General features: G+C 64.1%; 24 protein-coding genes and 2 tRNA genes. 15 read left to right on the top strand and 11 right to left on the bottom strand.

The features are described 5' to 3' along the window. Positions 1-20: 20 nt before the first annotated feature. Positions 21-1,361 (top strand): replicative DNA helicase, encoded by a 1,341-nt coding sequence (gene dnaB / locus BRC58_06960; protein ID PSP17146.1) that lies wholly within the window; start codon positions 21-23, stop codon positions 1,359-1,361. 7 nt (positions 1,362-1,368) lie between these two features. Here dnaB and proB read toward each other — a convergent pair whose 3' ends face one another. From proB to BRC58_06940, 4 genes are all read right to left on the bottom strand, one after another. Continuing rightward, the gene (gene proB / locus BRC58_06955; GenBank protein ID PSP17145.1) at positions 1,369-2,487 is read right to left on the bottom strand and encodes a glutamate 5-kinase; all 1,119 of its coding nucleotides are present in this window, start codon (positions 2,485-2,487) and stop codon (positions 1,369-1,371) included. Positions 2,488-2,508: 21 nt separating this feature from the next. Next, on the bottom strand, positions 2,509-3,033 hold the full coding sequence (locus BRC58_06950) for a YqeG family HAD IIIA-type phosphatase (GenBank protein ID PSP17144.1): 525 nt from the start codon (positions 3,031-3,033) through the stop codon (positions 2,509-2,511). A gap of 50 nt (positions 3,034-3,083) precedes the next feature. Further along, positions 3,084-4,040 carry an endolytic transglycosylase MltG gene (mltG, locus tag BRC58_06945; protein PSP17226.1) on the bottom strand — a complete coding sequence of 319 codons (957 nt, stop codon included), beginning with the start codon at positions 4,038-4,040 and terminating at the stop codon, positions 3,084-3,086. 110 nt (positions 4,041-4,150) lie between these two features. Next, the gene (locus tag BRC58_06940; GenBank protein PSP17227.1) at positions 4,151-4,642 is read right to left on the bottom strand and encodes a DNA recombination-mediator protein A; all 492 of its coding nucleotides are present in this window, start codon (positions 4,640-4,642) and stop codon (positions 4,151-4,153) included. 152 nt (positions 4,643-4,794) lie between these two features. Between BRC58_06940 and BRC58_06935 the strand changes: the two genes are divergently transcribed. From BRC58_06935 to BRC58_06925, 3 genes are all read left to right on the top strand, one after another. After that, positions 4,795-4,868, top strand: a tRNA-Val gene (locus BRC58_06935). A 102-nt stretch (positions 4,869-4,970) separates the two neighbouring features. Beyond that, the gene (locus BRC58_06930) at positions 4,971-6,260 is read left to right on the top strand and encodes a glucose-1-phosphate adenylyltransferase (GenBank protein PSP17143.1); all 1,290 of its coding nucleotides are present in this window, start codon (positions 4,971-4,973) and stop codon (positions 6,258-6,260) included. 156 nt (positions 6,261-6,416) lie between these two features. Beyond that, a complete protein-coding gene (locus tag BRC58_06925) occupies positions 6,417-7,430 on the top strand; it encodes a molecular chaperone DnaJ (GenBank protein PSP17142.1) in 1,014 nt (337 codons plus the stop codon). On the opposite strand, the gene BRC58_06920 is transcribed toward BRC58_06925, so the two are convergent. From BRC58_06920 to BRC58_06910, 3 genes are all read right to left on the bottom strand, one after another. Beyond that, entirely contained in the window at positions 7,420-7,974 is a 555-nt protein-coding gene (locus BRC58_06920; GenBank protein PSP17141.1) for an alkyl hydroperoxide reductase, read from the bottom strand. The genes BRC58_06925 and BRC58_06920 overlap by 11 nt on opposite strands. 108 nt (positions 7,975-8,082) lie before the next feature. Then, on the bottom strand, positions 8,083-8,688 hold the full coding sequence (locus BRC58_06915; protein PSP17140.1) for a peroxiredoxin: 606 nt from the start codon (positions 8,686-8,688) through the stop codon (positions 8,083-8,085). A 162-nt stretch (positions 8,689-8,850) separates the two neighbouring features. Continuing rightward, complete coding sequence (locus tag BRC58_06910) at positions 8,851-10,170, bottom strand: sensor histidine kinase (GenBank protein ID PSP17139.1); 1,320 nt, start codon at positions 10,168-10,170, stop codon at positions 8,851-8,853. A gap of 241 nt (positions 10,171-10,411) precedes the next feature. On the opposite strand from BRC58_06910, the gene BRC58_06905 reads away from it, so the two are divergent. Then, the gene (locus BRC58_06905; GenBank protein PSP17225.1) at positions 10,412-10,744 is read left to right on the top strand and encodes a DUF3155 domain-containing protein; all 333 of its coding nucleotides are present in this window, start codon (positions 10,412-10,414) and stop codon (positions 10,742-10,744) included. Positions 10,745-10,765: 21 nt separating this feature from the next. Here BRC58_06905 and BRC58_06900 read toward each other — a convergent pair whose 3' ends face one another. Continuing rightward, positions 10,766-11,260: a cofactor assembly of complex C subunit B gene (locus BRC58_06900; GenBank protein PSP17224.1), complete on the bottom strand. Its 495-nt coding sequence runs from the start codon at positions 11,258-11,260 to the stop codon at positions 10,766-10,768. A gap of 210 nt (positions 11,261-11,470) precedes the next feature. Here BRC58_06900 and BRC58_06895 point away from each other — a divergent pair, with 210 nt between their 5' ends. The 7 genes from BRC58_06895 to BRC58_06865 all read left to right on the top strand — a co-directional run bounded on the left by BRC58_06895 (position 11,471) and on the right by BRC58_06865 (position 17,611). Continuing rightward, entirely contained in the window at positions 11,471-12,049 is a 579-nt protein-coding gene (locus BRC58_06895; GenBank protein ID PSP17138.1) for a hypothetical protein, read from the top strand. A 56-nt stretch (positions 12,050-12,105) separates the two neighbouring features. Continuing rightward, positions 12,106-13,392 carry a serine--tRNA ligase gene (locus BRC58_06890; GenBank protein ID PSP17137.1) on the top strand — a complete coding sequence of 429 codons (1,287 nt, stop codon included), beginning with the start codon at positions 12,106-12,108 and terminating at the stop codon, positions 13,390-13,392. An 8-nt stretch (positions 13,393-13,400) separates the two neighbouring features. Beyond that, the gene (locus tag BRC58_06885; GenBank protein PSP17136.1) at positions 13,401-14,318 is read left to right on the top strand and encodes a histone deacetylase; all 918 of its coding nucleotides are present in this window, start codon (positions 13,401-13,403) and stop codon (positions 14,316-14,318) included. Between the two features lie 94 nt (positions 14,319-14,412). Beyond that, complete coding sequence (gshA, locus tag BRC58_06880; protein PSP17135.1) at positions 14,413-15,564, top strand: putative glutamate--cysteine ligase; 1,152 nt, start codon at positions 14,413-14,415, stop codon at positions 15,562-15,564. A gap of 22 nt (positions 15,565-15,586) precedes the next feature. Then, positions 15,587-16,051 carry a tRNA (uridine(34)/cytosine(34)/5-carboxymethylaminomethyluridine(34)-2'-O)-methyltransferase TrmL gene (locus BRC58_06875; GenBank protein PSP17134.1) on the top strand — a complete coding sequence of 155 codons (465 nt, stop codon included), beginning with the start codon at positions 15,587-15,589 and terminating at the stop codon, positions 16,049-16,051. 122 nt (positions 16,052-16,173) lie between these two features. Beyond that, positions 16,174-17,493, top strand: coding sequence for a hypothetical protein (locus BRC58_06870; protein ID PSP17133.1), 1,320 nt, complete (start codon positions 16,174-16,176; stop codon positions 17,491-17,493). A 45-nt stretch (positions 17,494-17,538) separates the two neighbouring features. Continuing rightward, a tRNA-Met gene (locus BRC58_06865) sits at positions 17,539-17,611 on the top strand. A 1-nt stretch (position 17,612) separates the two neighbouring features. Here the strand turns inward: BRC58_06865 and BRC58_06860 are convergent. The 3 genes from BRC58_06860 to BRC58_06850 all read right to left on the bottom strand — a co-directional run bounded on the left by BRC58_06860 (position 17,613) and on the right by BRC58_06850 (position 19,969). Next, complete coding sequence (locus BRC58_06860; protein PSP17132.1) at positions 17,613-18,299, bottom strand: oxidoreductase; 687 nt, start codon at positions 18,297-18,299, stop codon at positions 17,613-17,615. A gap of 9 nt (positions 18,300-18,308) precedes the next feature. Continuing rightward, positions 18,309-19,685: a 16S rRNA (cytosine(967)-C(5))-methyltransferase gene (locus BRC58_06855; GenBank protein PSP17131.1), complete on the bottom strand. Its 1,377-nt coding sequence runs from the start codon at positions 19,683-19,685 to the stop codon at positions 18,309-18,311. Positions 19,686-19,774: 89 nt separating this feature from the next. Continuing rightward, a complete protein-coding gene (locus BRC58_06850; protein ID PSP17130.1) occupies positions 19,775-19,969 on the bottom strand; it encodes a hypothetical protein in 195 nt (64 codons plus the stop codon). Positions 19,970-20,224: 255 nt separating this feature from the next. Between BRC58_06850 and BRC58_06845 the strand changes: the two genes are divergently transcribed. The 3 genes from BRC58_06845 (at position 20,225) to BRC58_06835 (ending at position 22,298) form a co-directional block, all read left to right on the top strand. Further along, positions 20,225-21,655, top strand: coding sequence for a signal recognition particle protein (locus tag BRC58_06845; GenBank protein PSP17129.1), 1,431 nt, complete (start codon positions 20,225-20,227; stop codon positions 21,653-21,655). A gap of 66 nt (positions 21,656-21,721) precedes the next feature. Then, on the top strand, positions 21,722-21,973 hold the full coding sequence (gene rpsP / locus BRC58_06840; GenBank protein PSP17128.1) for a 30S ribosomal protein S16: 252 nt from the start codon (positions 21,722-21,724) through the stop codon (positions 21,971-21,973). Then, positions 21,963-22,298, top strand: coding sequence for an RNA-binding protein (locus BRC58_06835; GenBank protein PSP17127.1), 336 nt, complete (start codon positions 21,963-21,965; stop codon positions 22,296-22,298). Before rpsP ends, BRC58_06835 begins: the two co-directional genes overlap by 11 nt. Positions 22,299-22,350: the final 52 nt, after the last annotated feature.

The raw sequence follows: 22,350 nt of genomic DNA, 5'->3' as shown, positions 1-22,350 counted from the left end.
GCCCCCACCCGCGCGCAGCAATGGCGAACGCCACCCACGTTCAACCGCCCGGCGATACCCTGCCGCCCCAGAACGTCGAGGCGGAGGAGTCCATCCTGGGCGGCATCCTGCTCGATCCGCAGGGCATGGGGCGCGTGGCCGAAATTCTGGCCCCGGAGGCGTTTTACCTGCAGGCGCACCAGCAAATCTATCGGGCAGCGCTACGCCTCTACCAGCAAAACCAGCCCACCGACCTGATCTCGGTTACCAATTGGCTGCAGGATCGCGGCGAGCTGGAGCAAGCGGGCGGATCGGCCAAGCTAGCGCAACTGGTCGATCGCACCGTCTCGGCGGTCAACATTGACGGCTACGGGGCGCTGGTCCAGGACAAGTACCTGCGCCGGCGGCTCATTAGCGCCGGCAACGAAATTGCCGCCCTGGGCTACGACACGGCGCAAGCGCTGGAATCGGTGCTCGATCGCGCCGAGCAAAAGCTGTTTGCCCTGACCCAAGCGCGGTCCCAGCAGGGGTTGGTCCCCATCGCCGAGCCGCTGGCGCAAACCTTCGAGAACATCGAAAACCGCCAGGTCGCCAACAAGCTGCCGGGGATCGACTGCGGCTTTTACGATTTGGACGCCATGACCAGCGGCCTGCAGCGCTCCGATTTGATCGTCTGCGCCGGTCGCCCCTCCATGGGCAAAACGGCCTTTGGGCTCAACATCGCGCGCAACATCGCCAGCGACCGGCAGCTGCCGGTGGCGATCTTCAGCCTGGAGATGTCGAAGGAGCAGCTCTCGCAGCGCCTGCTGGCCGGCGAAGCCGAGATCGATAGCAGCCGCTTGCGCTCGGGCCGCCTGGCGCAAACCGATACGGAGCCCATCGTCCGGGCCATCGGCTACCTCTCGGAGCTGCCGATCTACATCGAGGACACCGCCAACATGACGGTCACCCAGATGCGATCGCAGGCCCGCCGCCTGCAGGCCGAGCGCGGCGATTTGGGCCTGGTCCTGCTCGATTACCTGCAGCTGATGGAGGGACAGGGCAGCGACAACCGCGTGCAGGAACTCTCGCGCATCACCCGCAGCCTCAAAACCCTGGCGCGCGAGCTCAACGTGCCCGTCATTGCCCTGTCCCAGCTCAGTCGGGGCGTGGAGCAGCGCACCAACAAGCGCCCCATGCTATCGGACCTGCGCGAGTCGGGCAGCATCGAGCAGGATGCGGATGTGGTCCTAATGCTGTATCGGGACGAGTACTACAACCCCGACTCTCCCGATCGCGACACCGCCGAAGCCATCGTCACCAAACACCGCAACGGTCCGACGGGGACCGTCAAGTTGCTGTTCAACCCCGAGCTGGCCCAGTTTCGCAACATGGCCCGCTAGCGCCCGCTCAGGTCATCTCGGCGGCGGTGACCACTAAATTGTCCCGGTGGATGACCGTCTCGGCGCGGGTGTAGCCCAAAATGGCCGGGATGTCGGCCGAGCGCTGGCCGGCAATCTGGCAGATTTCGCGGCTGCTGTAGTTGGCAATGCCGCGCGCAATGTCGTTGCCTTGCGGGTCGCAGGCGCGTACGACCGCCGAAGCGTCGAACTCGCCTTCAACGGCCGCGATTCCCGCTGCTAGCAGCGATTTGCCCCGCTCGCAAATGGCCGTGACAGCCCCGCAATCCAGATGCAGCGTGCCCTGGGGAATGGGGCCATGGGCGATCCAGCGCTTGCGCGCCTCGGTGCGCGGCAGGGGCTCAAACTGCGTGCCGATCGCCTCCCCGGCCAGGATGCGCGCGAGTTTTTGGGGGGAGCGGCCGTTGGTAATGACCGTGCGAACCCCGGCATCAGTGGCAATGCGAGCGGCAGCGAGCTTGGTTGCCATGCCCCCGGTCCCCCAAACCGAGCCGGCCGATCCGGCCTCAACTTGCAGGGCAGCCAGCTGCTTGGGATCGACCTGGGCCAGCGGTTGCGCGTCGGGGTGCTGGCGCGGATCGGCCGAGTAGAGGCCATCAACATCGGTAAGCAGCAGCAGCCACTTGGCCTCCACCAGGCTGGCTACTAGGGCCGAGAGGGTGTCGTTGTCGCCGAATTTAAGCTCTTCTACCGCCGTGGTGTCGTTTTCGTTGACGATGGGAATGACGCCGAGCTCGAGCAGCTCTCGCAGAGTGTTGTCGGTGTTGAGGTAGCTGTTGCGCCGGATCAGATCGCCGCGCGCCAGCAGGACTTGGGCGATGGGCTGCTGCAGGTTGGTAAAAAAGTCGTCGTAGACGCGCATCAGGCGGCCCTGCCCCACGGCGGCCACTGCCTGCCGCAGCGGCATGCGCTGGGGCCGCTCGGCCATCCCCAAGCGGGCGCAGCCTATCCCCACTGCCCCCGAGGACACCAGGATGGGCTGGTAGCCGCTCGCCCGCAGCTGCGTGAGCTGCTCGGCCAGCGCCGCAAGCGTGGCGAGCGCGAGCTGGCCGCCGGCCGCTTGTGTCACACTGGAAGTCCCAATTTTGACAACCACTGTTGCTGCCATGGCGCTGCCGCAGCGGCGGCGTTACTCCAACCGGGCCCTGGCGAGCGAGACGCCCAAACGCTGCGAGAGCCACACTTCAGCGTCCCGGACGGGATGGGCGTCGCCGGCGTGCGGATCGCGCACGGGCTCGACCAAAATTGTGAACAGGCCCAAGCGGTTGCCGGCCAGCACGTCCGTAAACAGGCGATCGCCGACCATGGCCGCGCGCTCGGCCGGCAGGGCCATCCCCGCAAGTGCCTGCCGCAGCTTGCGCCGCGACGGTTTGGCCGCCCCTGACAGGTAGGGCAGCTCCAGCGAGCTGGCAATGCTGCGAATGCGCGCTTCGCCCAGGTTGTTGCTCACCAGCCACAGCTGGACGTTGGGCCGCACTTGGGCCACCCATTGCTGGAGCTCCTCGGAGGCCCGGCGGCTGTTGAGCGGCACTAGGGTGCGATCGACATCCAAGATCAAGCCCTGCAAGCGGTGCTGCTGCAGGAACGCAGGGGTCAAGCTGGTGACCGATCCGTCAAGGACTGCATCGGGCTGTAGCAGGGCCGTCCAGTTCACGATGGTGGGTTGCAGGCAAGTGGGTGGACGCGGTTTTGCCGCCGGGCCGGCTAGGGGGCATCTTGGCGGCGGCGAACGCGACGTTTGGCAGCGCGATGCGCCGCCAGGGTTTCGCTAAAGATGTGGGTCCCATCGTAGCGGGCGACAAAGTACAGGTCCTCAGTTTGGGCTGGTGCCAGCACCGCCTTGAGGCTTCCGAGGCCGGGACTGGCAATGGGGGTAGGGGGAAGCCCCGTTTGGCGGTAGGTGTTGTAGGGCGATCGCGTGCTGATTTGGCGCTCGGTGAGGGGATTGTCAGGCGTTTGGCGCGTCCCGAGCGCGTACTCGATGGTGGGATCGGCCTGGAGCGGCATGCCCTGGCGCAAGCGATTGAGAAAAACCCCGGCAATGCGGGGACGCTCGCGCGCGACCGCTGCTTCCCGCTCGACGATGCTAGCCAGCGTTACCCATTCGCGCAGGCTGAGGCCGTGGCGATCGCGCTGCTGCCGGTAGAGCGGCAGGGCCTCTTGCTCAAAGCGCTCCAGCATGGCCCGCACGAGCCGCTGCGGCGTGAGCTCATCGAGGCGGAAGCGGTAGGTTTGGGGGAACAAAAACCCCTCCAGGTGGGGCAAATCCGGCGGCAACCACGGATAGCGCTCGGACGGCACCTGGCGGGCAGCCTGCCGAAATGCCTGAGCCGAGAAATGGCCTTGGGCCTCCAACCGAGCGGCCATTTGCCGGATGGATTCCCCCGGCGGGATGGCGATCGATACTGTCAGCACGTCCCCGCTTTGGATGCGCTCGGCAACGGCGGGCAGCGGCTGAGCGGGCGAGAGCCGATAGGTACCAGCTTGCAAGCTAGCGGATCCGGGCGTGAGCTGCTGCCACAGCAGCCACGCGCGCCATCCCCACTGCGAGCGGATGACGCCCAGGGCCTCGAGCTTGCGACCGATGCGTTGCGCCGGCGTCCCTGCGGCAATGTGGACGCGCAAGGGCTGAGCCGCTTCAGGCGCGGCTGCTGGGGCCATGGCGCGCTGCCAACCCTGCCAGGCGGTGGCGCCAATCAGCGCAGCCGGCAGCGCGATCGCGAGCGAACGTCGCAATCCCTGCTGCCCCAGGCGAGCGTTGGCAAGCCAGCTCAATCGAAATAAAACAGGGTGACCAGCTTGCGCCTCTCCTCAGCTTCCTGGCAGGTCTTGAGCAAGGTGTGGCTGTCGTGAAACGCAAAGCAGATCAGCTGCTGACAGCGCGAGATAATTTCGCTGTTGCAGAGGGCGCTCGCTTCGCTTAGCGACAGGCGGTCCTGCTCTGGGTTCTCGACTAGGTGGATGACTTTTTGGAGCTGCGCTTTGGACTCTTCCGGTTGCCGCTCCAGGCTTTGCGGCAGGATGACCGTCAGTAGGTTGGGGTCGGCGCGCATGGCGCCGTCAATGGCGGCTGCATTGGTGCCCGTGGCGCCGGAGGTAATGAGGCGGTTTTGCCCTAGCACCAAGGCATAGCTCATCATTTCGATGAGCTGTTGGTGGGTAATGGGAACGTGGCGCGAGCCCAAAAGCGCGATTCGCTTGGACCCCGTCTGCTGGATGGCGGCCAGCTCTTGGGTTAGCGTCTCGCTATCAATGTCTTGGATGCTGGTCGTAACCGTGGATCGAGTCAAAGGCAACCGGGCCGCGCGACTGACGCAGCTATCATAGCAGATTCCAGCCGCCCAAACCCCATGCCTGCCCCGCTGCAAAGCCGGTTGGAGTGCGCTCGGCGCTTGTGTTAGCGTACCGCTAGCATGGACGCGTAGCTCAGTTGGTTAGAGCGCTACGTTGACATCGTAGAGGTCACTGGTTCGAGTCCAGTCGCGTCCACTCCAAGCTGCCGATCGCGCCAGCTGCAACCCAGGGGCGGCAAGCGACCGGGTCGCCTGGCGGGATACACTTGAGGCGACAGGTACGCGAGAGGTTCCTGCCGTGAAACGCGTGTTAGCCATCATTTTGGGTGGCGGTGCCGGAACGCGCCTCTATCCGCTGACCAAGCTGCGGGCCAAGCCAGCCGTCCCGCTTGCGGGCAAGTATCGCCTGATTGACATTCCGGTCAGCAATTGCCTGAACTCCGACATTGGCAAAATCTATGTCCTGACGCAGTTCAACTCGGCCTCGCTCAATCGCCACATCACCCGAACGTATCGGTTCTCGGGGTTCTCGGAGGGCTTTGTCGAGGTCCTTGCCGCGCAGCAAACCCCCGAAAACCCCAGCTGGTTTCAGGGCACGGCCGATGCGGTCCGCAAGTACCTCTGGCTGCTGCAGGAGTGGGATGTGGATGAGTACCTGATCCTCTCAGGCGACCATCTCTACCGCATGGACTACAGTCAGTTCTTGCAGCACCACCGCGATAGTGGTGCCGACATTACGCTCTCGGTCATCCCCGTTGAGGCTCAGCAAGCCTCAAGTTTTGGCTTGATGCAAATTGACAGTACCGGGCGCATTGTGGCGTTCAGTGAGAAACCCCAAGGCGAGGAACTCGAGCGGATGCAGGTCGATACCACGACGCTGGGCCTGCCCCCCAACCAAGCCCAGCGCCAGCCCTATATCGCCTCGATGGGGATCTATGTCTTTAACAGATCGGTCCTCGAGGCGTTATTGCAGCAGTTCCCCGAGCAAACTGACTTTGGCAAGGAAGTGATTCCTGCCGCTGCGCAAGATTATCGCGTTCAAGCCTACCTGTTCAATGGTTACTGGGAAGACATCGGCACGATCGAGGCCTTCTACAACGCTAACTTAGCCCTGACCCAGCAACCGCAACCCGCGTTCAGTTTCTACGACAAGGACGCGCCCATCTACACGCGCGCTCGCTACCTACCGCCCAGCAAAATGTGGAACTGCGAAATTACCGAGTCCATTGTGGGGGAAGGTTGCATTCTCAAAGCGTGCCAAATCCGCCATTCGGTGCTGGGCATCTGCTCGCGCATCGAGGCCAACAGCGTCATCGATAACAGTTTGCTGATGGGTGCCGACTATTACGAATCCCACAGCGATCGCCAACAACAGCTCGATCGGGGCAAGATCCCGCTTGGCATCGGCAAAGACACGCTCATCCACGGTGCCATTATCGACAAAAACGCGCGCATTGGCGATAGCGTGCAAATCGTCAACAAAGACCGAGTCGAGGAAGCCAACCGCGAGAGCGAAGGATTCTACATCCGCAATGGCATCGTCGTGGTGCTCAAAAACGCACTCATTCCCAGCGGGACCGTCATCTAAACGCTAGCGATCCGAGCGAGCCATCCGCGGGTACGGGAATTCCCGTCGGCCCGTGCGAGAAACCCGAACTCGGTGCGCCTGCGTGCCTTGCTAGTTTCGGGGTGCGAGCCCCGGTCAAGCTGCGGCTGCCGAGAGCGGACAAGGAGGTGGGCAGCGATGGCCGCGACTGATTTCAAGGACTATTACGCCCTGCTGGGCGTCGATCGCAACGCCAGCGAAGACGAAATCAAAAAAGCGTTTCGCCGCTTGGCTCGCAAGTACCACCCGGATATGAACCCGGGCGACAAGGACGCCGAAACGCGCTTTAAAGAAATCAACGAAGCCTACGAAGTCCTATCCAACCCGCAGAAGCGCAAGCAGTACGATCGCTTCGGCCAGTACTGGAAGCGAGCCTCGCAAGCCGGCCAAGGACAAGGTGGCGGCTCGCCCTTTGGCGGGGGCTACGGCGTCGATGTCGGAGGCTTTGATTTCAGCCAGTACGGCAGCTTTGACGAATTCATCGACGAGCTGCTCGGCCGCTTTGGCGGCACAGGTCGCAGCTACACCTACCGCAGCTCGCCGCGCGGCCAGAGCGGCTTTAGCGATTTTGGCGGTTTTGGGGGCTTTGGCGATGGCGTCGGCACTACGAGCGCGCCTGCCGATCGCGAAGCCACGCTCCGCCTGACCTTCTCCGAGGCCTTCCGCGGCGTCCAAAAGCGCCTCAAAGTGGGAGATGAAGAAGTCTCGGTCCGGATCCCGCCCGGCGCCAAACCAGGCAGCCGCATCCGCGTGCCCGGCAAGGGGCAAGCCCACCCGCTCAGCCAGCAGCGCGGCGATCTGTACTTGAACGTGGAGCTGCAGCCACACTCGGTCTTTCGGTTTGAGGGAGACAATCTGACCTGCGATGTTCCCATTTCCCCGGATGAAGCGGCGCTTGGCAGCGCCGTCAGCATGCCCACCCCCGACGGCCAAGTCTCGGTTAAAGTCCCAGCTGGCGTACGCTCCGGTCAGTCGCTGCGGTTGCGCGGCAAAGGCTGGACCGATGCCCAAGGGCGGCGCGGCGACCTGTTCGCTCGCATCCAAATTGTGGCGCCCAAGAGCCTCAGCGCCACCGAGCGCGAGCTTTACCAAAAGCTTCAGGCCCAGCGGAGCTACAGTCCGCGCAGCCAGCTGCAGCAAGCTAGCTTGTAGTGCCGCCGTCCGTTAGGGCCTGGCGCAGTCGCTCCACTCCCGCATTGGGGGATAGAAACGAAAACAAGTGCCGGTAGCGCAGCCGGCCGCGCGCATCGAGGACAAATTGCGCCGGCAAGGGCGCCCCGAGCGCTTGCCCCACGCCGTAAGCGCGAAAGCTGGTGCAGCGCGGATCGCTTAGCAGCGGCATGACAAGCCCCAAATCGCGAACGACCTGGCGGCTCTGCTCCGCGTTGGTACTGGCCACCAGCAGCAGCTCGGCACCAGCTGCCTGCAACTGCGGGTAGTGCCGGTTGAGCTCGATGAGGTGAGGGTAGCAGAGCGGACAGTACGTCCGGGCGGTAAAAATGCGCGCGAACGCCAGAACGACCGGTTGGCGATCGCGGTAGTCGGCCAGCCGGCGCCGGCACTCGTAGGTGGCATCGGGCAGCTCAAAATCCGGCGTTAGCTGGCCCAGCGCCCATTGCGGCCTGGCCGGAGCGGGCCAAAAATTGCGGCGAAAGCGCGCGTCGAACAAGCTGCGCGCTTCGGTCAACGTCAGCATGGCAGGCAAGGATAGGCTCAACGTCGCTCCAGCTACGCGACTCCCGCCGGTTGGCGGGACTCAAGCAAGGCCATCCGGGCAGCCGCACTGCCCGGAGCGGCTGGACCGTTAGTTAACGGCGGAGAAATAGACCTTGGATTTTTCGGGATCAGGGTTCATGGTTTTCTCGCCGGGCTGCCAGCCTTCGGGGCAAACCTCGTCCGGGTGGTTGTCCACGTACTGGATGGCCTTGAGCGTGCGCAGCACTTCGTCAACGTTGCGGCCGAAGGCTTTGTGGTTGACCGTGGAGTGCTGGATGATGCCGTCCCGATCGATGATGAACAGCCCCCGTAGGGCAATGCCTTCATCGGGCTTGAGCACGTTGTAGGCCGTGCTAATCTCTTTTTTCAGATCGGAGACGAGCGGGTAGTTGATATCGCCGATGCCGCCCGATTTGCGATCAGTTTGAATCCAGGCTAGGTGAGAGAACTCGCTGTCGACCGAGACGCCAAGCACTTCGGCGCCCAGTTCCTTGAACTCGTTGTGGCGATCGCTAAAGGATGCGATCTCGGTGGGGCAGACGAAGGTAAAGTCGAGCGGGTAGAAAAACAGAACGACGTACTGGCCGCGATAGCCGGATAGGCTAATCGTTTTGAATTCCTGGTCGACGACGGCCGTCGCGCTAAAGTCCGGTGCTTGTTGCCCGACGCGCAAGCATTCCGATGGATAGTTCATGGTTGGAAACCTCCTTTGGGGTGGCGAGTGCAGCAACGGATGCGACAGGTGGGCGAACGCGCAATCCCCCCGCAGTCGAGGGTTGCAGCCACCCGCGAGCATACCATACTCATAACGATTTTGAGTAGTGCGCCATCCGGTGGCGCTGCCGCGCATCGGGGCTTATTCGGCCTCGGGCAACCACAAGGTGAATGCCGTACCGCCCGATTCATCGAGCGGGCTCGTTAGCTCGATAGTGCCGCCCATGCGCTCGAGCAGCGACTGGGCAATGGGTAGGCCCAGACCGCTCCCTTGCGTGCTGCTGGCGTGCTGGGTGCCGCGATAGTGCCGCTCGAAAATCTGCGCCTGCTCGGCGGGTGGAATCCCAGGCCCGCTATCGCGAACGGTTATCCCCTGCCAGCCTGGCTGCGGGGCCTGGGCGGCGCGTACCGTCACCGTTCCGCCAGCGGGGGTGTAGGCAACGGCATTGTTGAGCACGTTGCCGATCGCCTCGCGCAGGGCGCCGCGATCGGCACGAATGGGGGGCAGATCCTTGGGCAGCTCGGTCTCGAGGGTAAGGTGCTTCTCCTGGGCCGTGGGGGCTATTGAGTCGAGCAGGGGTTGCAGCACCTCGACAGCGCTGAGGGGTTCGAGCGTAGAGCCTTCCAGCAGCAGCGAACTCGCACTTGGCACATCGGCAGGACTCGCTAGGGCAGGCGCAGCCTCGCTCGCAACCGAGTCTGTCTCGCACTCAGCCATGGCATCGACGTGCCGCTCGAAGGCTTGCAGCAGCGATTGCAGGCGCTCGCCTTCGCGCAAGACGCTGTCAGCCATGCCGCGGTTGCGCTCGTCCCCCTGCAAGCGTTGGGCTAGCAGCTTGCCAAAGGTGCGCAGGGCCGTGACCGGATTGCGAATTTGGTGCAGTAGCTCGTCCAAGCGCTCGCGATCGCGCTGCTGGCGCTGCCATTGCCGATTGAGCTGCTGCTGGTAGCGCCGTTGGCGCCAATCCAAAACGCCGGCCAGCGCTAGCGTTTGGGCCGAGTGCTGGATCTGGAAGAACTCGCGCTGGTTCCACTCGCGGTCCCCGCGCTGCGCCACCAACAAGCCAATGGCGGTGTTTTGATGCACTAGCGGTACCACCACCTGCTGGCCCTGCCAGAGCGACTCATCCTGCCAGGCGATCAGCTGGCCTTCGTTAGAGCGCTGCGGCAACGCTAGCGCTCGGGCACTGGCTGGCAGTTCGGGATGGGAGGGCAGCTCGCTGGGGCCTTCTGTCTCGGCGCCGGTGGTAGGCGAGTGCTGCTCGCTGTTGGTATGGGGGGTGTTGCTGGGCGCGTGCTGGACGGCAACCGGCACCAGCTCGCGCGTCTCGCCGCTCGCTTGTGCTAAATAAACGGCGCCTTGCGTAGCGCCCAACGCCTGCTGCAGCCAACCCAGCTGCGACTGGCAGAGGCTGACAAATTCCGAGCTGGGCGCTACAGCCGGGCGAGCGGGATCCGACATGGCCAGATGAGATTCGACAAACGGTAGTAGGTAGCGATCGCCCCACGCGAACGAGCCGAGGGCTTTACTTTCAATTTAGCCCCGAGCGCGGGCAGCTTGGCTGGCGAGACCCATGCAAGCAGCAGCCGTTGCGGTTTATTAAGTACGTTTGCCCATCTTGCCCTCGCTCGATAAAATTCCGCCGGCGATTGGTAGCCGTTATTACAGTTCAGTTGCAGGATTCGAATCGGAGGTACGCACCTTGGCAAGAAAGCGCAAGCGCAAGAGCCATCGCCGCCAAGAAGGCCGCAAGATTTTAGAGGCTGTTCCCCAATATGACCTCGATAGCGGCGACGATAAGCCCGTCACAGCAGCGCGCAAGTATGTGGCAGCGCAAGGCATCGCACCCCCCGCCGTGTTGCTAGTGCGGCGCAACGAGCACACCACCGATCGCTACTTCTGGGCTGAGAAGGGGCTGTTTGGTGCGCAGTACGTGGAAGAAAACCACTTTCTGTTCCCTAGCTTGCAACCGTTCGATAGCGAGCAGGAGGAATGGGCCGAAGCCGATGTAGCCTCAGTGGGCCACCAAAGCTAGGCCCCGAGTGCTGCAACTGGGTCATGCCTGCGGCTCAGGCGCGCGCGCCCACCCCAACTGCTGCTGGAGCTGGCGGATCTCGTCGCGGTGCGCCGTAACGGTGATGCGGCTGCCATTGCCGACCTCGGGCGCCGGCTCAATCTGGACCGAAACGCGCTCGATGCGGCCGGCTTTTTGCCAGTAGTAGCCGCCCGCGGCTGGCGCGAGCAGGAGGGAAGCGGCAAACCACTCGCCGCGCTCGGGCCAGAGTAAGGTCCCAATCAGCGCCAGGCAGAGGCAACCGCAGGCTGCCAGCAGGGTTAGAAACGCCGCCAGAAACCAGCTCGGGCGGACGTACCCCCAGAATGTTGCCCCATTGCCCGTGGCGTCCACGCTGTCGATGCGGTAAGCGCGGCGGTCGAGGTAGGCCTGTAGCCTGGGCAGCAGCTCGGCTTCCGACTCGGGCGCCACCAGCTGCACTTGGCGGGTGCGATCTTTGGAGGCAGCGCGGATGAAAAAGATCAACCCGACTGCCATCAGCAGGGTTAGCAGTAGCGTTGACGGCAAAACCAGGGCGGATGGGTTTACCACTGTTCGATGGCGCTGCCAGCGTTGGTAGCGTTGCTGCAATCCATGCTAGCCAGGCTCAAGTTGGGTTTGCAGCAATCGCCGGGGATGGGGCAGTATAGATAAACGTTTAACCGGCGAGCAGCATGCCGCCGCCAAGGCGCTCGAGCTTGCCAGCGCATGAGCCAGCAATCCGCAACTGAGGCTGATCTGCCGCCCGCCGTCCGGCGCGTGTCGTCAAGCTTGCGCTGGTGGGGCAACGTGGGCTTTTGGGTCCAACTCGTGCTAGGGGCAGTCGCAGCAGGCCTGCTCGCGTTCGGCACGTTTGGCTTGATTACCCGCCAAGAAACCGAATACGTCCGCGTCGAGAATTCGGCTCTAGCGTTTGCCACTTTGGGCCTCGCGGCGCTCGGCATTAGCATTTTGCTGGCGTTCCGCTGTCGCCGCTTGGCCCGCCGCCTGCGTACTGAACCGCCCGCGCAGCGTCCCAGCCGGGCGAACACCCTACGCACCATCCGTCTGGGGTTGCTCGTCAGCCTGGTTGGCATCATCCTGACCGTCATCTCCACCGAGACGTTTGTAGGCGTGTTGCTGACCAAGGCCACCAATGTTCCCCAGACGGGCGTAACGGTCAAAGAAGCCTCACAGTACGTCCGCGCCATCGACATCGTCGTGGTGCAGTCGAGCCTCAACATTCTGGTGGCCCACGTAGCGGGCCTGGCAACCTCGCTGTGGTTGCTCTATCGCATTACGCAGTAAGCGATCGCGCCCTCGGGCGGTATAGTCGAGGGCGGACAGGCACCCCAAGCGCATCTGTGCTCGATCTCAAGCAAATCCGCGAGCAGCCCGAACGCGTCCAGCAGCGGCTCAACCAGCGCGATCCCGAGCTGGACCTCCAGCCCATCCTAAAGCTCGACGAGCAGCTGCGCGAGCTCCAAGCAACCCGAAGCCAGCTGCAGGCGCGCAGCAACGAGATCGGCAAGCTCATCGGGCACAAAAAGCAAGCAGGCAGCGGCGCCGATGGCGGCGAAATTGAAGCCCTGCAACAAGAAGGCAACCAGCTCAAAAGCCAACTAAGCGAGCTGGAGCCCCAGGAGCGGGCGCTCAAGCAGCAGCAGACCGACCTGCTGCTCGGGATGCCCAATTTGCCCAGCGAGTCCACCCCTGTAGGGCAAAGCGATGAAGACAACGTCGAGATTCGGCGCTGGGGCGACGAGCTCATCCCGCAGCGCAGCGATCTGCACTCGCATTGGGCGATCGGCCAGCAGCTGGGCATCCTGCAAACCGATCGCGCTGTCAAGGTGGCGCAGAGCCGCTTTGTCAATTTGGTAGGGACCGGGGCAGCGCTGGAGCGCGCGCTGATCGCCTTCATGCTCGACCGCCAAATTGCGGCGGGCTATTTGGAAGTCATGCCCCCAGTTCTGGTCAACCGCGACACCATGACCGGAACGGGCCAGCTTCCCAAATTTGGCGAGGAGAGCTTCAATTGCGAGCGCGACGATCTGTGGCTGAGCCCCACGGCGGAAGTGCCGGTGACCAACCTGTACCGCGAGGAGGTCCTAGACGCCTCGCAGCTGCCCATCTACCACTGCGCTTATACGCCCTGCTTCCGCCGCGAAGCGGGGAGCTACGGCCAAGACACCCGCGGCCTGATCCGGCTGCACCAGTTCAATAAAGTCGAGTTGGTCAAGCTCGTCCACCCCGAGACCTCGCCGCAGGAGCACGAGTCGCTGGTGCGCGATGCCGAAGCCATCCTGCAAGCGCTCGAGCTGCCCTACCGCGTCATGGAGCTTTGCACGGGCGATTTGGGCTTTGGCGCTGCCAAGTGCTACGACCTCGAGGTCTGGCTGCCTTCCTCGCGGGCTTACCGCGAAATTTCTAGCTGCTCTAACTTTAGCGACTTTCAAGCGCGCCGGGCCGGCATTCGGTTCAAAGTGCCCGGCCAAAAAGGCACGCAGTTCGCCCACACGCTCAATGGCTCGGGGCTGGCGATCGGGCGGACCATGGCCGCCATTTTGGAGAACTTCCAACAGCCCGATGGCTCGGTCACGGTACCGGCTGCGTTGCAGCCCTACCTGCAGCGCGAGACTATTGCGGCTTAGCGGCCGGCATGGCGCTGCCCATTGTCTACCATCCCAGTTACGTCGTCCCCCTGCCGGCGGGCCATCGCTTTCCCATGGCCAAGTTCCGCCAGCTCTACGCGCTGCTGCAGGCCCAGGGCATCGCGAGGCGCGAGTGGGTGCATCAGCCCCAAAAGCCGCCCCGAGCGTGGCTGGAGCTAGCCCACGATCGCGACTACGTTGAGGCTTACTGCAACGGGACGCTCTCGGAGCGGGCACAGCGCCGGATCGGCCTGCCCTGGAGCCCGGCACTGGTCGAACGGACCCAAATTGCCATCGGCGGTGGCGTGCTCACCGCTCGGCTGGCCCTGCGCTACGGCTTGGCTTGCAATACCGCGGGCGGGACGCACCACGCCCACCCCAACTACGGCTCGGGGTTTTGCATTTTTAACGATCTGGCCGTCGCAGCGCGCGTGGCGCAACAACGCGGATGGGCGCGCCGGATCGCGATCGTGGATTTGGACGTGCACCAAGGCGATGGTACGGCCGCCATTTTTCGCGGCGATCCCAACACGTTCACCTTCTCCATGCACTGCGGGGTCAACTTTCCTAGCCGCAAGCAGGCCAGCGACTGCGACGTCGCGCTGCCGCAAGGGCTAGACGATCGCGGCTACTTGCAATGCCTGGCACGCTACATCCCGGATTGGCTGAGCCAAGTGCGCCCCGATCTGGTGCTCTACGACGCGGGGGTCGATCCGCACGCTGATGATCGCTTGGGCAAGCTAGCCCTCTCGGAGGCTGGCCTCTACCAGCGCGATTGGCACGTACTGAGCGCGTGCCTGGCGGCAGGCTATCCCGTTGCGGGCGCCATTGGCGGCGGCTATGCCGACGACCTTGCCAGCCTGGCCCGGCGCCACGCGCTGCTGCATCGTGCCGCGAGCGAAGCGTTTCGCTACTACCACCTGTAGAAAGCGCAAGAGCCCGCATTGCGCCCCTCTGGCGGGTCAGTCTCTTTGCTAGGCTAGAGCTTCCGGGTTCAGCGTTGCCGCCCGAGGAGGTGCCGTGCTGCTACCGAAAGGCTTTGAGGTCGAGATTTACACCGGCACCCCCCAAGGCGAGGTCGTCGGCTTTGCCGATCGCATCGTCCGCGACCTGCACGGGTTTGTTATCGAACCGGACAACCGCAACGTTGAATACACTACAGCCCCGCTCTACGACTACGACCGCTTGCTTTGCGCCCTAGTGCGGCCGCGCCTGAAGCTGCGCTCCTACCTGCAACAGTGGGGCGACTACACGCTACTGCCCGGCAGCGCCCTGGCATTGGGTGGTAGCGATCGCTTCTACCGCACCGATCCCGGCAATCCCTATCACGACTTTATCGAGCGCGCTTACGGGACGCGCGTGGTTACCGCCAGCGTGCATATCAACGTGGGCTTTGACGATCCCGAAACGCTCATGCAGGCCTGCCGGTTGGTTCAAGTCGAGGCCCCGCTTTATTTGGCCTTGAGCGCCTCCTCGCCCTTTTTGGATGGGCAAGCGAGCGGCCAGCACTCCACGCGCTGGGGCATGTTTCCGCGCACCCCATCCCGGGTGCCGCTGTTTGAGAGCCACTGGCACCACATTCGCTGGATGGAGGAGCAGCTCGCTAGCGGCACGATCCAAAACGTGCGCCACTTGTGGGCCTCGGTGCGACCCAACGGCGACCGGCGGCCCTATAACCTCAACCGCCTGGAGCTGCGCATCTGCGATCTGATTGCCGATCCGGTCATACTGCTGGCGGTAACGGCGCTGCTGGAGGCCCGCCTGACCCAGATGCTGCGCGACCCCAGCTTGGACCCGCTCGAGATCAGTACGCTACCGGCAGGCACGCGCGCCCAGGACTTGCTGGATCTGACCGATGCCAACGAAACGGCTGCCGCCCGCAGCAGCCTCGATGCCCAGCTGCGCCACTGGCAGGACGGCCGCCCCGTTCGCGCTCGCGACTGGATCGCGCAGCTCTACCAGCAGGTGCAGCCCATCGCGCAGCAGCAAGGCTTTAGCTGCTTTCTCTCACCCATCCAGACCCTGTTGCGCGATGGCAATACGGCGCAACAGTGGCTGCAGCAATACGAACGCGGTCGCCCCATCCGCTCCATCCTGCAGGCTGCCATTGCAGGCACCGAGCGCGGCGATCGCGAGCTGGAAGAGCGCCTCTGCCAGCTGTTGGCAGCCTAGCGGGGAAGCAGTCCCCACCACCATGCCCAACGTGGTTCTGGTTCAGCCGCAAATCCCGCCTAACACGGGCAGCGTCGCGCGCACCTGTGCTGCCACGCGCACCGAGCTGCACCTGGTGGGCGAGCTCGGGTTCGAGATTAGCGATCGCTATCTCAAGCGCGCTGGCTTGGACTACTGGCCCTACGTCGATTGGCACTACCACCCCGATTGGGCCCAATTCCAGGCCCACCGCCGGCAGGCAGGCGGGCGCGCCGTTGGCCTATCGGCCTCTAGGGGCGCGCAAAACTACGCACACTACGCGTTTGCTCCCAACGACTGGCTGCTGTTTGGCAGCGAAACCGATGGCTTGCCCGATGCCGTGCTGGCGGCCTGCGATACCACCCTCTACATTCCCATCCAGCAGCCACAGGTGCGCAGCTTCAACCTCTCGGTGAGCGTCGCCATTGTCCTGTTCGAAGCGCAACGGCAGTTGGGCCGCTTGGCCTGAGCTCGCCCCTTCGATCTGCGTCCCGCCACTCCCGCTCGGGACTAGCTTGCTGCTAGACTCGAAGCGCTTCCCGCTCCCCAAACCGCTGAGCGAGCGGCCCTGCCAGCTTCACGAGTTTAGCCATGCGCAAACGCCAGCAAGTCGGTGCCATTGGATTGAGTGCAGCCGCGCTCGCCGTGGCGGGCGGCACGCTCAAATTGGCTCATGGCTATCTAACAACCGCCCCAGTCTCTGGGCGGCCGGCTGCAACAGCCCCGCCTGCGGCCGGCAGTGCCCCCGAAGCAACGCCCATTCAAACGACTGCCGTCCCCGAGCGAGCGGTCCCCAAGACGGCCAAGGCCGCCTCGCCGCTAGAACCGGTGCCGCTGGATCCCCAAGCTGCCCGCGAGCGGGGACTGGTGGACGTGCGCGGCGTGGGCGATTCGGGCATGGCCCTAACTTACAAGCAGCCGCGCTCGCTCGGGGGAACGCTCCCCGCAGGCGAGACCCTCCCAGAAGGCGGGCCGGCCGATTTCGGCCACTGGCTGGATGCGCTCGATCCCAGTGGGCGGAGCTATCGCGGCCATCTGTCGTTTCTGAACTGGGAGAGCGTGGTGGGCGAGCGCTGCAATCGCTTTCGCGGCACGCCGGGGCCCCGCTCCTACGCCTTTGTTTCCCACCCGGCCAATCTCCAAGCTGCTCACCAACGCGGCTTCAACCTCATCGGCCTGGCCAACAACCATACCCAGGATTGCCCCAGTGCGCCCGGTGGCGTTCGGGGGACGCTGATGTCGGCCCGCCAAATGGTGCGGTTGGAGCGCTCGCTCTCGGCCGACTGGGTGTGGCACGGCGTGGGCCGGCAAAAAGCGGCTCGCGTCCGGAGTGTCTCCGTGGGCGATCGCTCGATGCGCGTAGCGTTTGCCGGCCTCTACATGGGCGGTCCCCAGTGCCGCTACGCAGCCTGCGCCGCCGCTCGCTCGACGGTGTTGGAATCGCTGCAATCGGCAGATGCAGACCTGCGCATCCTGTCCATCCACAGCTGGAACGCCGCGACGCAGCAGCAACTGGTGGAGACAGGCGAGGCCTTTTTGCGCCGCTATGGCGGCGATATTGTCTTTGGGCACGGTCCCCACGTTTGGCGCAAGGTGCGCGCGATCGAGTCCCGCTCGGGCGAGCGCGGCATTTTATTCGAGAGTTTGGGCAACTTTCTCCACCCGTCACTGGCGGCCCAGCGCAAAAACATTATCGGGCGCGTTCTGCTCGATCGCGACACCCTAGAACCCCGGCAAGTCCAGGTCATCCCGGTGGCTACCCAGGGGGTTAGGGGCAGTTTTGCCCGGGCCCCCAACCCGGCGCGCATCCCGGCGAACCGCGACTGGCAAACGGTTGACGGAGCGGCCTGGCGCAGCGGGGCGCCCGAGAGCGTGCGCGGCGCCTACTTCAATTGGAATGGCTCGCCTTGAGCCTGGAATCGGCAGGGCGGGGTATGCTAACCTCGCTGTGTGAGCGGCTCAGTAGCTCAGGGGTTAGAGCAGAGGACTCATAAGCCTCGTGTCGCTGGTTCAAATCCAGCCTGAGCCATTCAGCCAGCCGGCACGCTCAACGGCTTGCCGTTGTCCTTGGGGTCAAGCCCTAGCAGAAACGGGACAGCGCGCGCCGCCCAATCCTCGATTGGCGTGAACTGCGCGGCGCGCTCGCCAAAGCAGGTCTCCAGCATGTCCGTATGGATGATGCCGGGGTTGAGCGGAATGGCCGCCATGCCGGCCGGCAATTCTTGCGCTAGCGAGCGCGTCATGCCCTCGATGGCCCATTTGGTCGTGCAGTAGGGGCCGACCTGGGGTGAGGTGGAGCGCCCCCAGCCGGAGCTAAAGTTGACGATAATGCCGCGCTGGCGCGCGATCGCAGCGGGGACAAAAGCCCGGATGACGTTCGCCACGCCTTTGATATTGGCATCGATGACGCGATCAAACTCGGCCTGCGGTACGGCCCACAGTGGATTGAGATCGTTAGCCAACCCGGCATTGTTGACAAGCAAATCGGGGCAACCGTAGGCGGCCAGGAGCCGGTCGCGCCACGCCTCAACCTGGGCAGCATCGGCCACATCGACCGCATCGAAATCGTGCGCTTCCCCCAGCTGCCGGTTGAGCGCCGCCACAGCTTGGGGATCGCGCGCGCAGCCCAGCACGGTATGGCCGGCCTGGGCAAAGCCCTGGGCCATGGCCCGCCCCAGGCCCCGGCTGGCTCCCGTGAGCAGAATCAGTCTTGCCATGCGCTGCTCCTAGCTAGGCGGCGATGCGCGCTGCAAGCGGACCATGAAAAACCCGTCCATCTGGTGGCGCGTGGGCCAAATGGCGATCGGCCCCCAGGGGTCGGCAAACGGGGCCGCCGGCGAGTGCGCGGATGGCGGCTGGATCCGCCACTCGGGATGGGCCTGTAGAAACGCGCGCACGACCTCCCCATTTTCGCTGCTGTTAAGGGTACAGGTAGCATAGACCAAAACGCCACCGGGCTTGACCCAGGCAGCCGCGTGCGCGAGCAGCTCGCGCTGCAGCGCTGCTAGCTCGGCCGCCCGAGCTGGCGTTTGCCGCCAGCGTAGGTCGGGGCGCCGGTGGAGGGTTCCTAGCCCCGAGCAGGGGGCATCGAGCAGCACTCGATCGGCGCTGGTTTGGAATTGCGAGAGCGCGCGCACGTCGCCTGCTTGCGTGCGAACCGCCTGCAGCCGCAGGCGCTGCGCGTTCTGCCGCACTTTCTGCAACCGACGGGGGTCGTGATCGCAGGCCCAGACTGTCCCGCAATCGCCCATGAGCTCGGCGATGTGCGTGCTTTTGCCGCCGGGGGCGGCGCAGGCATCAACGACCATCTCGCCCGGTTGCGGTGCCAGCAGGTGACCCACCAACTGGGCACTGCTGTCCTGGACGCTCCACCAGCCCTCGCGGTAGCCGGGCAGGGCCTGCAGCGATCCGGCCCCACCCTGCAAGCGCAGGGCCTGGGGGAGAGCACTCACGTACTCGCAATTGCTGCCAGCCGGCAAACCGGCTGCAACCGCAGCTAGCGCGTGATCGCGGCTGGTTTGCAGCGGGTTGATCCGCAAGTCAACCACCGGGGGCTGATTGCACCAGGCACACAGGCGCTCGGTTTCGGCTGCATCGAGCTGCTGCTGCCAGGTGGCGACGATCCAATCAGGCAAGCTGTAAGCGATGCCCAAGCGCTGCGTTGGGTCGCTGGGTAGCGGCAGCGGATCAGTACCGCTGGCAGCCTGGCGCGCGTACTGCCGCAGCATGCCGTTGACTACCGAGGCCAGCCGGCGCAAGCGGTTAGCCTTGGCCAGCTCGACGCTGGTATGGACGGCAGCGGCCTCGGGGATGTGGGGCAGGTAGCGCAGCTGGTACAACCCCAACTGCAAGACCATGCGCAGCGCCAGCGGTTGCTGGTGGGCTGGCTTGCGACCCAGGCAATCGATGAGCGCATCGAGCGTGCGCTTGCGGCGGATGGTGCCGTAGGTCAGCTCGGCCGCAAAGCCACTATCGGCGCGCGGCATGGGGCCGTCCTGCTCGGCCTGCCGCGACAGCGCGCGATCGAGGGCGACGTCGGCATAGGCCCCTTGCCGGTAGAACTGGCGTAGCGCGGCAAGCGCGGCTTGGCGGGCTGCGGCCATGGCGCCCAAAACAATCGGGTATCCTTCGCTGAAGGATACCCGGCGACAGGAGCGCTATTGATTTTAGCCGACACCGACAGGGGAGCTGCTTAGCTCGAGGCGGCGCCGCTGCGATCATAAGACTTGCGGAAGGTGGGATGGGGCTTGCCCTGGATGTGGTTCCAGTAGCGGGTTGCATCCATCCCAATTTCGGATGCCGTCCGTCCCAACATGGCCTGCTGGCGGTTTTTGATCCAGCGGTGGTGGCGCATCATGAGCGCGCGTGCTTGCTGTTCTGCAGCCATGGTTACCGACCTCCTTGACGATCATTCGACCGTTGCGCCAGCTAGCCTATCTGGCTTTGTATTACTTATATTAGCAAAATTTTTTTGTATCTGTTGTCACGAAACGATCGATTTGGCGCAAGCGCGCCACCCAAAGGCCGCAATCGAACCGCCGATCGCCGGTTGGGGGCTAGCTGCCATCGCGGGGGCAGCTGGCAAGGCGCTATCGTGAACTGAGACACAGCCTGTCGGTAGTTCTGGAGCTGCGCCCGCTCTATGTTTGAAGCCCTCTCCGAACGGTTGGAGCAAGCCTGGAAAACAGTTCGCGGCCAGGACAAAATCTCTGCTTCCAACATCCAGGATGCCCTGCGGGAGGTGCGGCGCGCCCTGCTAGCAGCCGATGTCAACTACGAGGTAGTCAAAGCGGTCGTCAGCGACATCGAGCAGAAAGCGCAGGGCGCTGAGGTAATTTCGGGCGTTAGCCCCGAGCAACAGTTCATCAAAATCGTCAACGACGAGCTGGCGCGCATTATGGGGGAGACCCACGTCCCCCTGGCCCAGGCCGAGACCTCGCCCATGATCGTGCTGATGGCCGGCTTGCAAGGCAGCGGCAAGACCACGGCCTCGGCCAAGCTGGCCTTACACCTGCGCAAAGAGCAGCGCAGCGCCCTCATGATTGCAACTGACGTCTACCGGCCGGCTGCGGTAGATCAGCTCGTCACGCTGGGGCAGCAGACCGAGGTTCCGGTTTTTGAAAAGGGCACGGACGCCGATCCGGTCGAGGTCGCCCGCGAGGGGATCGAGCGGGCCCGCGAGCAGGGCATCGATACCGCCATCATCGATACGGCCGGGCGCCAGCAAATCGATGACGACATGATGGCCGAGCTGGCGCGCATTGAAGAGGCCGTCTCGCCGCACGAAGTCCTGCTGGTGGTCGATGCCATGACGGGCCAGGAAGCTGCCAATCTGGCCCGGACGTTTCACGAGCACGTTGGCATCACCGGCAACATCCTGACCAAGCTCGATGGCGACAGCCGCGGCGGGGCGGCGCTGTCGGTGCGCCACGTTTCGGGGCAGCCGATCAAGTTTGCCGGCACCGGCGAGAAGGTCGAGCCCTTGCAGCCCTTTCACCCAGACCGCATGGCCTCGCGCATCCTGGGCATGGGCGATGTGGTCTCGCTAGTGGAGCGGGCCCAGGAAGAAATCGACATGGCCGATGCCGAGCAGATGCAGGCCAAAATGCTCGAGGCCCGGTTCGATTTCAACGACTTTCTCAAGCAAATGCGGCTGCTGAAAAACATGGGCTCGTTCGGCAGCATCATGAAGCTAATCCCGGGCATGAACAAGCTCAGCGGCGACGATCTGGAAAAGGGGAAGGTACAGCTCAAGCGCACCGAAGCCGCCATTAACTCCATGACGCCCGAGGAGCGCTCGGATCCGGATCTGCTGGCGCAATCGCCCAGCCGCCGCCGCCGCGTGGCCAACGGTTCGGGGCAGAAAGAAACCGACATCAGCAAGCTAATCGGTGATTTCACCAAAATGCGCGGGATGATGCAGCAAATGGGGCAGGGCAATGCGCCCAACCTGCCCGGGATGGGCAATATGGGCAACCTGTTGGGCGGCGGTCAAGGGGCAGCACCGCAGCCTAGCGCCAAACCCAAAAAGAAAAAGAAGAAAAAGAAAAAGGGCTTTGGCGAGCTGTGGTAAACGCCGCCAGCGGCGATCGCTTAGAATTGGAACGGCACATTCGCGCTATCTAGCTAGATCGACCCTATGGTCAAACTGCGACTGAAGCGCTTTGGCAAAAAGCGCCAAGCCAGCTACCGCATCATTGCCATCAACCACAGCGCCCCGCGCGACGGGCGTCCGCTGGAGGAGCTGGGCTACTACAACCCGCGCAGCGACGAAACGCGGCTGAACGTGCCAGCGATTGTCAAGTGGCTCCAAAACGGGGCCCAGCCCACCCAAACCGTCCGGCAAATTCTAGAGAAGGCCCAGGTCTATCAGCAGCTCCATGCCTCCTGAGGCTCGAGCCGACGCGCCGCAGCCTGGCACGGGTGCGCCCGACTATGCGGGGTTGCTGCGGTTTTTGCTGGAGCCGCTGCTGGATTCGCCCGATTCGTTGCGGCTGGATTGCGAGCGGACCAAAGGCGGCCAGCAAGCCTGGATCCGCTTGGCCCTCAAAGGTAGCGATCGCGGGCGAGCCCTGGGACGCGGCGGCCGCAACGTGCAAGCCATCGAGACCTTGCTGCACGCCGCGGCGGCGGCTGCTGGCGGGACCGTTCGGCTGGAGGTTTATGGGACTGACCGCGCCGACGATCGCGGCCAGAACAATGGGGCTAACGCCTAACCATCGGCAGAGGCAGCCTCCTACACCGGCGACCCAATCTTGCTAACCTACA

It is taken from the genome of Cyanobacteria bacterium QS_8_64_29 (assembly GCA_003022125.1).
Lineage (GTDB): Bacteria > Cyanobacteriota > Cyanobacteriia > Cyanobacteriales > Rubidibacteraceae > QS-8-64-29.
The sequence above is the reverse complement of the archived record's forward strand: the minus strand, read 5'-3'. Positions and strand labels throughout refer to the sequence as shown.

What these genes read in the sequence shown, in the direction of transcription:
- BRC58_06875 (PSP17134.1), top strand. Translation starts at nt 15,587, where the DNA reads ATGCCCAACGTGGTTCTGGTTCAGCCGCAAATCCCGCCTAACACGGGC.
- BRC58_06855 (PSP17131.1), bottom strand. Translation starts at nt 19,685, where the DNA reads ATGGCCGCAGCCCGCCAAGCCGCGCTTGCCGCGCTACGCCAGTTCTAC.
- dnaB (PSP17146.1), top strand. Translation starts at nt 21, where the DNA reads ATGGCGAACGCCACCCACGTTCAACCGCCCGGCGATACCCTGCCGCCC.
- BRC58_06885 (PSP17136.1), top strand. Translation starts at nt 13,401, where the DNA reads ATGGCGCTGCCCATTGTCTACCATCCCAGTTACGTCGTCCCCCTGCCG.
- BRC58_06925 (PSP17142.1), top strand. Translation starts at nt 6,417, where the DNA reads ATGGCCGCGACTGATTTCAAGGACTATTACGCCCTGCTGGGCGTCGAT.
- BRC58_06845 (PSP17129.1), top strand. Translation starts at nt 20,225, where the DNA reads ATGTTTGAAGCCCTCTCCGAACGGTTGGAGCAAGCCTGGAAAACAGTT.
- BRC58_06920 (PSP17141.1), bottom strand. Translation starts at nt 7,974, where the DNA reads ATGCTGACGTTGACCGAAGCGCGCAGCTTGTTCGACGCGCGCTTTCGC.
- BRC58_06835 (PSP17127.1), top strand. Translation starts at nt 21,963, where the DNA reads ATGCCTCCTGAGGCTCGAGCCGACGCGCCGCAGCCTGGCACGGGTGCG.
- proB (PSP17145.1), bottom strand. Translation starts at nt 2,487, where the DNA reads ATGGCAGCAACAGTGGTTGTCAAAATTGGGACTTCCAGTGTGACACAA.
- mltG (PSP17226.1), bottom strand. Translation starts at nt 4,040, where the DNA reads ATGGCCCCAGCAGCCGCGCCTGAAGCGGCTCAGCCCTTGCGCGTCCAC.
- BRC58_06910 (PSP17139.1), bottom strand. Translation starts at nt 10,170, where the DNA reads ATGTCGGATCCCGCTCGCCCGGCTGTAGCGCCCAGCTCGGAATTTGTC.
- BRC58_06895 (PSP17138.1), top strand. Translation starts at nt 11,471, where the DNA reads ATGAGCCAGCAATCCGCAACTGAGGCTGATCTGCCGCCCGCCGTCCGG.
- BRC58_06915 (PSP17140.1), bottom strand. Translation starts at nt 8,688, where the DNA reads ATGAACTATCCATCGGAATGCTTGCGCGTCGGGCAACAAGCACCGGAC.
- BRC58_06870 (PSP17133.1), top strand. Translation starts at nt 16,174, where the DNA reads ATGCGCAAACGCCAGCAAGTCGGTGCCATTGGATTGAGTGCAGCCGCG.
- rpsP (PSP17128.1), top strand. Translation starts at nt 21,722, where the DNA reads ATGGTCAAACTGCGACTGAAGCGCTTTGGCAAAAAGCGCCAAGCCAGC.
- BRC58_06900 (PSP17224.1), bottom strand. Translation starts at nt 11,260, where the DNA reads ATGGCAGTCGGGTTGATCTTTTTCATCCGCGCTGCCTCCAAAGATCGC.
- BRC58_06860 (PSP17132.1), bottom strand. Translation starts at nt 18,299, where the DNA reads ATGGCAAGACTGATTCTGCTCACGGGAGCCAGCCGGGGCCTGGGGCGG.
- BRC58_06850 (PSP17130.1), bottom strand. Translation starts at nt 19,969, where the DNA reads ATGGCTGCAGAACAGCAAGCACGCGCGCTCATGATGCGCCACCACCGC.